Annotated in this window: 6 protein-coding genes and 1 tRNA gene; 3 read left to right on the forward strand and 4 right to left on the reverse strand. The window is 52.6% G+C overall.

The window, feature by feature from the left end:
* Nucleotides 1–54 precede the first annotated feature (54 nt).
* Nucleotides 55–333: a hypothetical protein gene (locus LBJ36_04615; protein MDR1378315.1), complete on the forward strand. Its 279-nt coding sequence runs from the start codon at nucleotides 55–57 to the stop codon at nucleotides 331–333.
* A gap of 18 nt (nucleotides 334–351) precedes the next feature.
* On the opposite strand, the gene LBJ36_04620 is transcribed toward LBJ36_04615, so the two are convergent.
* The gene (locus LBJ36_04620) at nucleotides 352–1,590 is read right to left on the reverse strand and encodes an MFS transporter (GenBank protein MDR1378316.1); all 1,239 of its coding nucleotides are present in this window, start codon (nucleotides 1,588–1,590) and stop codon (nucleotides 352–354) included.
* 94 nt (nucleotides 1,591–1,684) lie between these two features.
* Between LBJ36_04620 and amrA the strand changes: the two genes are divergently transcribed.
* Nucleotides 1,685–3,130 carry an AmmeMemoRadiSam system protein A gene (amrA, locus tag LBJ36_04625; protein ID MDR1378317.1) on the forward strand — a complete coding sequence of 482 codons (1,446 nt, stop codon included), beginning with the start codon at nucleotides 1,685–1,687 and terminating at the stop codon, nucleotides 3,128–3,130.
* Nucleotides 3,131–3,156: 26 nt separating this feature from the next.
* Nucleotides 3,157–4,491 (forward strand): FAD-dependent oxidoreductase, encoded by a 1,335-nt coding sequence (locus LBJ36_04630; protein MDR1378318.1) that lies wholly within the window; start codon nucleotides 3,157–3,159, stop codon nucleotides 4,489–4,491.
* Nucleotides 4,492–4,684: 193 nt separating this feature from the next.
* Here LBJ36_04630 and LBJ36_04635 read toward each other — a convergent pair whose 3' ends face one another.
* The 3 genes from LBJ36_04635 to LBJ36_04645 form a co-directional block, all read right to left on the reverse strand.
* A complete protein-coding gene (locus LBJ36_04635) occupies nucleotides 4,685–5,935 on the reverse strand; it encodes a dicarboxylate/amino acid:cation symporter (protein MDR1378319.1) in 1,251 nt (416 codons plus the stop codon).
* Nucleotides 5,936–6,007: 72 nt separating this feature from the next.
* Entirely contained in the window at nucleotides 6,008–7,174 is a 1,167-nt protein-coding gene (locus tag LBJ36_04640) for an amidohydrolase (GenBank protein MDR1378320.1), read from the reverse strand.
* 185 nt (nucleotides 7,175–7,359) lie between these two features.
* Nucleotides 7,360–7,457, reverse strand: a tRNA-Sec gene (locus tag LBJ36_04645).
* Between the last annotated feature and the right edge of the window lie 812 nt (nucleotides 7,458–8,269).

Here is an 8,269-nt window from a genome sequence, read left to right on the forward strand (position 1 = left end):
GTTCGAGTATATACTAGTATTTAAAAACTACTAAATATTTAGGAGGCGAGACAAGTGAGTCTTTGGGAAAAATGGGAGAGAGAGAAACTGGAAGCACAGGGCATAAAAGTCGAACGTCCTCATCACGTGAAGATTTACGAAACGCGCTCCAAGGTTAATTGGTACAAGCAAACGTTCTATGTTTTCGCCGCGTTTTTCGGTTGCCTTTTAGCGGTGTATGCGGCTTTGACGTTTGAGGCGGTCTACAGCGGCCGGCGCTGGTCGGATACTTACATCGTGCATCTTTTCTCCAATAGGGAGATCCAGCGTGGAGCCGCGCCAAACGAGCGATAAGAGTAATAAAACAGCTGCTCAGGTTTTCGGGTTCAAGGGAGCTAAGCTCTTCGCATAGAGAGCCCACATGACCGTCACCCCAACGCCGGAGACGACGTCGAAGAGCCCCAAAAAACGAAACACTCCCATCTCCCCCACGTAGGGAGTCCCGAAGCCGATCAACACAGGCAGAACAAGCCAACTTGCGTCGTAACAGAAATGAACCAAGGAAGAGGATTTAGCGCGCAATCGGGCTGGTGCTAGGTCTCCCGCAAGGGCTAAATGCGCGGGAAACCCGTACCCCATCCCCACGCCATAAAATAAACCGCAGCCAAAAAGCCACAAGTTACTGGCTGCGGTGGTAACCAGGCATAAAAAGATTGCCATGACCAACAGAGACGGTCCGGCGAAGATGTAGCGTGGGTGGCGATTGAAGAACCCGCGGCCCAAAATACGCGCCGCCAGTGCCCCCAGTCCGTTCGCGATCACAAAGGAAGAGGGAACGAGCTTCATGGAAAGGGCCAAGGAGGGTAAGTAAACGATCGAAGCGTCACAAAGCCCGAACAGTGCGCAGGAGATAGAGGTACGCCAGAAGGGTGTGTCCCGGTAGAGTTCACCCCAAGTTCCCCATTTTCCAGCTCCTATAGTCGCTTGCGACGGAGACAAGGGCAGCCGAAAGGACAGCGCTACGCACAAAGACGCCGTAAAAAGAGGAATGGCCAGAAAGGCGGTGGTGTGGTTCTGGGTCAAGCACCAGTCCGTGAGGGGAACAACGGTAAAAAGGCAGGCCAGGGCCCCTAATGTTATGTATACGAAGGCCAGGCCCCGTGTCTCCTCAGGGATCACCAGGGATTGGTAGGTCGTCAGGGCTACGACAAAAATTCCATAGCCACACCCCATCGCCAAACGTATCCAGAAGAGAGGCCAGAAAGAGACGGTGGTGAACATGAAAAAGGCTATCCCCAGACAGAAGGCCGACGACACCGTGAGAGCGCGCTTCATGCCGACCCGCTCCACAATCCAGCCTCCCAGGGGACGGACCAGAGTCGTAGCGGCGTAGAAGGCTCCCACCAAAATTCCCACCCGTTCAGAAGGAAAACCCTTGAGCGCCAGGTAGGGCGCAAGCATGAAAAACACGTTGGAGTAAGCGTAGATCGCCCACGTTATGCCTATCAGGTATACCACTATGAGGCGCATATCTTTTATTTCTCTGGACGTTTCAGCGCCGTTCTCCTTTACCTTTTCTATCTTTTTCGCCCTCTTTGCCTTCTCCGTCATCAGTGTTTTTTACATTTTTTCTTTCACGTTTTTCTACAGCTATTATAATGGACGAGGTGAACTCGTACAATCGAATCGAGGTAGGTGATTATAGATGTCATGGAGTTGGGCGGCGCTGATGCCGCATCCGCCGATTATGGTGCCCGAAGTGGGCTGTGGGCGCGAAAGGGAGGCCAAGATCACTCTGGAAGGCGCGGAGAAGATGGTGAAAAGACTTACGGGACGAAAACCGGATTGCCTTTTACTTCTATCACCTCATCAACCTTACTCGCCTGGGGCGCTTTTCCTTAACGGAGCGCCCCGGACGGAGGGATCGCTGGGGCTCTTCGGAGCCCCGGAGGTGACCTTTAGTCTGGAAACACCCTTGAAGAAACGGGAGCTTCTAGCGGCATACCTGTCCGAAAAGGGTTTTGCGGTTCAAGAAAGGACGGTCCCCAATCTTAGCAGCGACCAGGGAACGCTGGTTCCTCTCTATTTCCTAAGTCAAGCCTGGGGCGGGACTCTTCCACCGGTTATCCTCGCCTCTCCCATCGGGCTGGATCCTCCGTCGGCATTGAAAATGGGGCAGGCTTTGGCCTCCTTCGATGACGCCTGGAACTGGGGGCTACTTGCCAGCGGAGACTTGTCCCATCGCCTCATACCAGACGCTCCAGCCGGCTACAGCCCCTTGGGGAAGAAGTTCGACGACACCGTCATCCGGGCGCTCTCCGCAAACGATCCTCAACCCCTCCTGGAGCTTTCGCCGGAGGAACTGGACGCCGCCGGGGAGTGCGGGCTACGGTCCATCATGGCCCTGTTGGGCATTCGCGAAGCGCTGGGAAAAAACATCGAGGTGCTCTCCTATGAGGGACCTTTTGGTGTGGGGTACTGCAACGCGATTTCGGAATTTTCTCACGAAAATTCTCATCTTAAATCAGAATTTTCTCGCGAAAATTCTCACCTTAAAGAAGATCTTCTTAAAGAAGATCATCCCTATATTCGACTCGCCAGAGCCACGGTGACGCGGCTTTTGGGGGGCGAGTATCTTCCCGTGTCGGGCGCGGAGTTCTTTCCAGAAAAGAGCTTATGGGACATGAAGCGAGCGTGTTTTGTGTCGATCAAGACCCTTCAAGGCGACCTTCGGGGGTGCGTCGGGACAATCGTTCCCACAAAAACGCGTCTGGACCTAGAGGTTATCGCGAATGCCGTGGCGGCCTCTACTCAAGACTGGCGTTTTGCGCCGATGAAAATCTCGGAGCTGGAGGGCGTGACCTTTTCCGTGGACGTATTGAGTGAACTGGAGCTCGTGTCAGACATCAAGGAACTGGATCCTGCGGTATGGGGCATCGTCATCAGTCGGGGGTCGCAACATGGCGTGCTTCTGCCGGACCTAGAGGGTGTGGACACCATCGAACAACAAATCGACATCGCATTTCGCAAATCAGGCATAGAAAAACATCAGGATTTTACCGTTTATCGCTTTCGCGTGGAGCGCTATAGTGAATCAAAGAATAGTGAATTAAAGAATAGTGAATCAAAGAATAGTGAATCAAAGATATGAAATATCGGCGAAAGCGAGGCAATAAGATGAGCAAAATATTGCTGATTGGCGCGAATCACGCGGGCACGGCCACCGCGAACACGATTTTGGAGAACTATAAAGGCCACGAGCTCACGATCGTCGATCGCAATGACAACATCAGCTACTTGGGTTGTGGCACGGCGCTGTGGGTCGGTCGCCAGATTGATTCTTACGAGGGCCTGTTCTACTCTTCCAGCGAGGCGCTGGAGCAAAAAGGCGCGCGGGTGATGATGGAGACCGAGGTCAATCATGTCGACTTCAATGCTAAGCAAGTCTTTATCACGGACAAACAGGGCAAGAAAGAGGTTTTGCCTTATGATAAATTGATTCTCGCCACGGGGTCCTTGCCGGTGCTTCCCCCGATTCCAGGGGCTGGACTGGAGAATATTCAGCCCGTCAAGCTTTTTCAGGACGGGCGTCGGATCAATGAAGTCTTGGATGACCCTTCCGTCAAAAACGTGGCGATCATCGGGGCGGGTTACATTGGCGTGGAGCTGGCGGAGGCCGTCCGCCGTCGAGGAAGGAACGCCTTGCTCTTTGAAGCGGAAAGTACCAGTCTTTCCGGTTATTATGACGAATGGTTGACCCACGACATGGATAAGGTTCTCGCTGACCAGGGTGTACAGCTCCATTTCGGAGAAAAGGTACAGTTGTTTAAGGGTGATAAAAAAGTTTCAGCCGTGATTAGCAACAAAGGGGAATATCCCGTAGAGGCGGTCGTCATGGCTATCGGCTTCCGCCCCAACACCAAGCTGGGCAAAGGCGACCTCGAAACCATCGGTAACGGCGCTTACAAGGTCGATCTAAAACAACAAACCAGCCGCCCCGACGTTTACGCTATCGGCGACTGTGCTACCGTGTATTCCAACGCCGTCCAGAACGTCGCTTATATCGCTCTCGCCACTAACGCGGTACGCAGTGGTATCGTGGCGGGACACAATGTCTGTGGTACTCCACTGGAATCGCTGGGGGTTCAAGGTTCCAACGGCATCAGTATTTACGGTTACAACATGGTTTCTACGGGACTCAGTCTCAAGGCGGCGAAAAAGGCGGGATACAACGCTTTGGCAGCTGACTACGAAGACCTGCAAAAACCCGCGTTCATCAAGAACAACAACCACAAGGTCAAGCTACGCGTCGTTTACGACAAAGACACCCGCCGCGTCCTGGGCGCACAAATGGCCTCTCGCGAAAACATTTCTATGGGTATTCACCTGTTCTCCCTGGCTATCGAGGAAAAGTTAAGCGTAGACAAGCTGAAATTGCTGGATATTTTCTTCTTGCCCCACTTCAACCAGCCCTATAACTACATCACGATGGCGGCGCTAAGCGCGAAGTAGCTTCGGAGTCTTCAATTCTGGAGTCTTAAATTCGTTTGGGACTCTTTAACTGGAGTCTTTAATTCGAGAAAATAAACATATTGCTTGAAAGAATAAATATATCGCGTAGATCCTTGGGGTCTACGCGATATGTTTCGCAAGCTGCAAATCAAAAGCGCTTCGATCCGTCTTTCGACCCGTCTTTCGATTCGTCTTACGTTGGCGTTCCGCCTCCCGGTGACAGGGTCTCTCCCTCCGTGGCGGCCACGACGGCACACACCGCCGTGTCGCCTGTGACGTTGACGCACGTTCTTATGGCGTCGAGAACAGCGTCGATACCGGCCACCAAACCGATTCCCTCAATAGGCAGACCAACCCCCGTCAAAACCATCGTCAGCATGATGAGCCCCGCGCCGGGCACTCCGGCTGTGCCGATAGAGGCCAAAGTCGCCGTAACGATAATGCTGAGCTGGGCGTTGAAACCTAACTCCAGACCGTAGGCTTGGGCCACAAAGAGAGCGCACACTCCTTGATACAAAGCCGTACCGTCCATATTGATGGTGGCTCCCAGAGGCAGGACGAAGGAACAGATGCCCTCGGAGACGCCCAAATTGTTCCGCACGTTGGCAATAGTGATCGGCAGGGTTCCCGAGCTAGAGCGGGTAACGAAAGCCGTGATGGACGCCTCTTGTATGCCCTTGAAGTACCAGAGGGGAGAACGTTTGCAAAAAATCGCCACCAGACCGGAGTAAACGATGACGGCGTGTAAGATGCATCCCAGGTAAACCGCGGCGATGACCTTCCCGAAAGGCGCCAGAATAGACAACCCGTATCGTGCGGCGGTGACGGTGATGAGGGAGAAAACACCATAAGGCGCCAAGCGCATCACCATGTGGGTCATGGCGTACATGACCTCGGCGATGGCGTCGAAAGCTCCCACGATGCGTTTCCCTTTTTCGCCGGCGAACAAGGCGGCAACGCCGAAGAACAAGGCAAAGACAATAATCTGGAGCATGTGCGCCTTCACCAGAGAATCGATGGGGTTCGACGGGAAAATATCGATGAAAACGTCCAGAAGGGGTTTCCCCGCCGCGGGGGTGGCTGTGACTCCGGATATGTTCATGCCCACGCCGGGTTGAATGATGTTGCCCAAAACCAGGCCGAACATGATGGCCACGGCTGTGGTGAGGAGATAGAGCACCAGCGTTTTGACACCGATACGCCCCAGCTTCTTGGGATCACCAATGGATGCCGCGCCCACGACGATGCTGGAAAACACCAGAGGCACGATGAGCATCTTCAAAAGCGTGAGAAAAATATTCCCCACCGCGCCCAAGAAGGGCATCACGTAATTCCCCAGGAAGGGACTTCCTGGAACCATCGGGCCGGCAACAAAACCGAACACGATACCCGCCGCAAAACCTATGCTGATTTTCCACAACAGAGACAATCCTTTGTTTGGCACAAAAATCACCCCTTCTATTAAATTCTCCAGGAGTCTATGACTCCTGGAGTTCTTTGCTTCCGTTTTATGTATTCAGCTTTTCAGGGCACTTAACGCCAGAATAGCCAATCCTGCCACACCATAGGAAAAACCGCTTTCGTCCACAACGAAATCTGGTGAGTGCAGAGGAAAGTTCTCCCGGCCTTCCTGTCCCACTCCCAGGCGGAAATGGGCTCCTGGAACGTGTTCTAGAAACAGCGTAAAATCCTCGCCTCCCATCGATGGTGTGGGCAGCGTCCGTACTCGCGCTTCACCAAAGTTTCGCGCGAAATTCTCCTCCATCATGTCGAACAAGGCGTCGTCGTTGACGAGAGGGGGAAGCCCCGGGGCCACCTTGAAACTCCCCGAACCGCGAAACGCCGCCGCTGTTCCCTCCACGATACGCTTGCCAGACTCGGCAATCTGTCGGGCAACTTCCTTGGATAAGGCGCGTATTGTTCCTTCGATGAATACCTCTTCAGGGATGATGTTTCCCGCCGTTCCGCCCGTTATTTTCCCCAGGGAGAGAACCCCAGTATCCAGGGGCGCCATTTCCCTGGCGACGATCGCCTGCAATCCGCAGATGACGTGTCCCGCGATCAGAATAGGATCGACGCAGCGATGCGGATGCGCCGCGTGTCCTTGTTTGCCCTGGATACGAATCTCGACGCTTTGAGCACCGGCCAAGACCGCGCCTCGTCGAATCCCTACGGTCCCGGCCGGGATGTCTGGCCACACGTGCAACGCGAAAATCGACTTCATCGCCGGGTCCCGCAGCGCCCCATCCGCGATCATGATCGCCGCTCCACCCGCACCCTCTTCGCCGGGTTGAAAAATCAGCTTTACCATCCCGCAAAACTCTGAGCGCAGGTCGTGGAGAATCTGCGCCGTCCCCAAAAGACAGGCCGTGTGGACATCGTGCCCGCAGACGTGGGCAGCTCCAGGGATAGTGGACTTAAAGGGCAAGTCGTTGCGCTCGTTCACCGGTAAGGCGTCCATGTCCGCCCTCAAACCCACGCAAGAACCTCCGGGCCGACCTTCTATCAAGGCCACCACTCCCGCGCGCCCACAGCGCCGGACGTTCGTGACGCCTATCGCCTTCAAAATTTTTTCGACGAAGGCCGCCGTACCCTCCGTTTCCATACCCAATTCGGGATGGGCGTGAATATGGCGCCGCCACTCCCGGACCCGCAACTCAATCGCCTGAGCGTTACGCAACATGTTCACGCAATTTCGCCTTCTTCCCAATATTTTAGATTTAAGTTCAAGCTCAAGTTCAGATTAAGTTCAAATTAAGTTCAAGTTCAAATAATGAAAAGTGTTTTCGAAAAGCAAATTACTTGTTTTAGCTATTCTAACTTTAGGTTTTAGGCTTTTTATTTTGATTCACTATAAACTGTTCTTTCTGGCGGAGGTGTGTGGGGATCGAACCCACCAGGGACAGCACAAACCACCCCTCGCCGGGTTTGAAGCCCGGGCCCGTCACCAGACGAATCTCACCCCCACTTTTTATAGTTTAAACGTCGGCTTCGCAAAAGTCCATACCTGCTGGAAAATTCCCAAAAATCCTTTCCAGTGAATTATCTGAAAAATTGTACCACACTACCTCCCTTCGTTCACGTACTTATTAGAATGTGATCAGGGCAACAGCATTTACTTTTGTTTGATGAAGAGTCAGAATCTTGAGGACGTAATCATCATAGGTTTACGATAAAGCGATGAGAAAGCCAACGGTTTCAGCCGTTGGATGAGATTGGATGAGAATCGCAACGTCGTCGTTGGCGGCGTTTGTTTTGTATTTGGTTTCTTGTCATATGCGGGGCGAAACACGACCGGGATATCAATCAGGATATCAATCGGGATATCAAGGCGGCTGTAAATATTCTCAGAGTGGGGGCATCCACTCTTACAAGGAGAAGACGTAAGACCGGTTTCAGTCGGCTGTCTTTGTCGATCTTACAATCTCACGACTTTAGTCGTGGGAGTATGTCAAGTGGCACTTTTAACAGCGTAAATCCCCCGTGACCGTTGAAACCCTTTCCACTTCATGTTTCTCTGAGCTTGGACATTTACAACTTTTACTCGCTGTGTTATTATCTACCTCCCGATGTAAAACGTGGTATAAAATATGAAATATGTTGGCGGAGAAAATTGGGATTCTAAATTTTGCGCTAAGGTTTTGATCGGGTTAATCTAGGGGAGAAAATCATGATTTCAACGCTTGTTTTTCACGTAAAATCAGATATAATAAACAAGCAACAAGCAACAAGCAACAAGCAACAAGCAACAAGCAACAAGCAACAAGCAACAAGCAAC

The sequence above is a fragment of the Synergistaceae bacterium genome, from assembly GCA_031267575.1.
Taxonomy (GTDB): domain Bacteria; phylum Synergistota; class Synergistia; order Synergistales; family Aminobacteriaceae; genus JAIRYN01.

Excerpts from the sequence above, each read along its gene's own strand:
- LBJ36_04620 (MDR1378316.1), bottom strand. The coding sequence starts at position 1,590 with ATGACGGAGAAGGCAAAGAGGGCGAAAAAGATAGAAAAGGTAAAGGAG.
- amrA (MDR1378317.1), top strand. The coding sequence starts at position 1,685 with ATGTCATGGAGTTGGGCGGCGCTGATGCCGCATCCGCCGATTATGGTG.
- LBJ36_04630 (MDR1378318.1), top strand. The coding sequence starts at position 3,157 with ATGAGCAAAATATTGCTGATTGGCGCGAATCACGCGGGCACGGCCACC.
- LBJ36_04640 (MDR1378320.1), bottom strand. The coding sequence starts at position 7,174 with ATGTTGCGTAACGCTCAGGCGATTGAGTTGCGGGTCCGGGAGTGGCGG.